Here is a 395-nt window from a genome sequence, read left to right on the forward strand (position 1 = left end):
GTCTGCCAGGACCCCATCGCCGACAAGATGCTCCAGCGCATCGCCGCCGACGAGAACCTGCACATGATCTTCTACCGCAACATCTCCGCCGCCGGCCTCGACCTGGTCCCCGACCAGGCCATCCGCTCCATCACCGACACCATCAAGCACTTCGAGATGCCCGGCGCCGGCATGCCCGACTTCCGCCGCAACGGCGTCCTCATGGCCAAGCACGGCATCTACGACCTGCGCCAGCACAAGGACGAGGTCGTCATGCCCGTCCTGCGCAAGTGGAAGATCTTCGAGCGCGAAGACTTCACCGCCGAAGGCGAGCGCACCCGCGAGGAACTCGCCGCCTTCCTCGACGAGCTCGAAGCCGCCGCCGTCAAGTTCGAGGAGATGCGCGACCGCTCGCT

The 395-nt window shown here is 66.1% G+C and carries 1 protein-coding gene; it reads left to right on the top strand.

The window, feature by feature from the left end; translation table 11 throughout:
- Positions 1-395 (top strand): acyl-ACP desaturase (locus tag WFK95_RS24705; RefSeq protein ID WP_336672299.1); only part of this gene is annotated, 395 nt, incomplete at both ends.

Source organism: Tsukamurella sp. USMM236 (assembly GCF_037148755.1).
In the GTDB taxonomy this organism is placed as follows: Bacteria; Actinomycetota; Actinomycetes; order Mycobacteriales; family Mycobacteriaceae; genus Tsukamurella.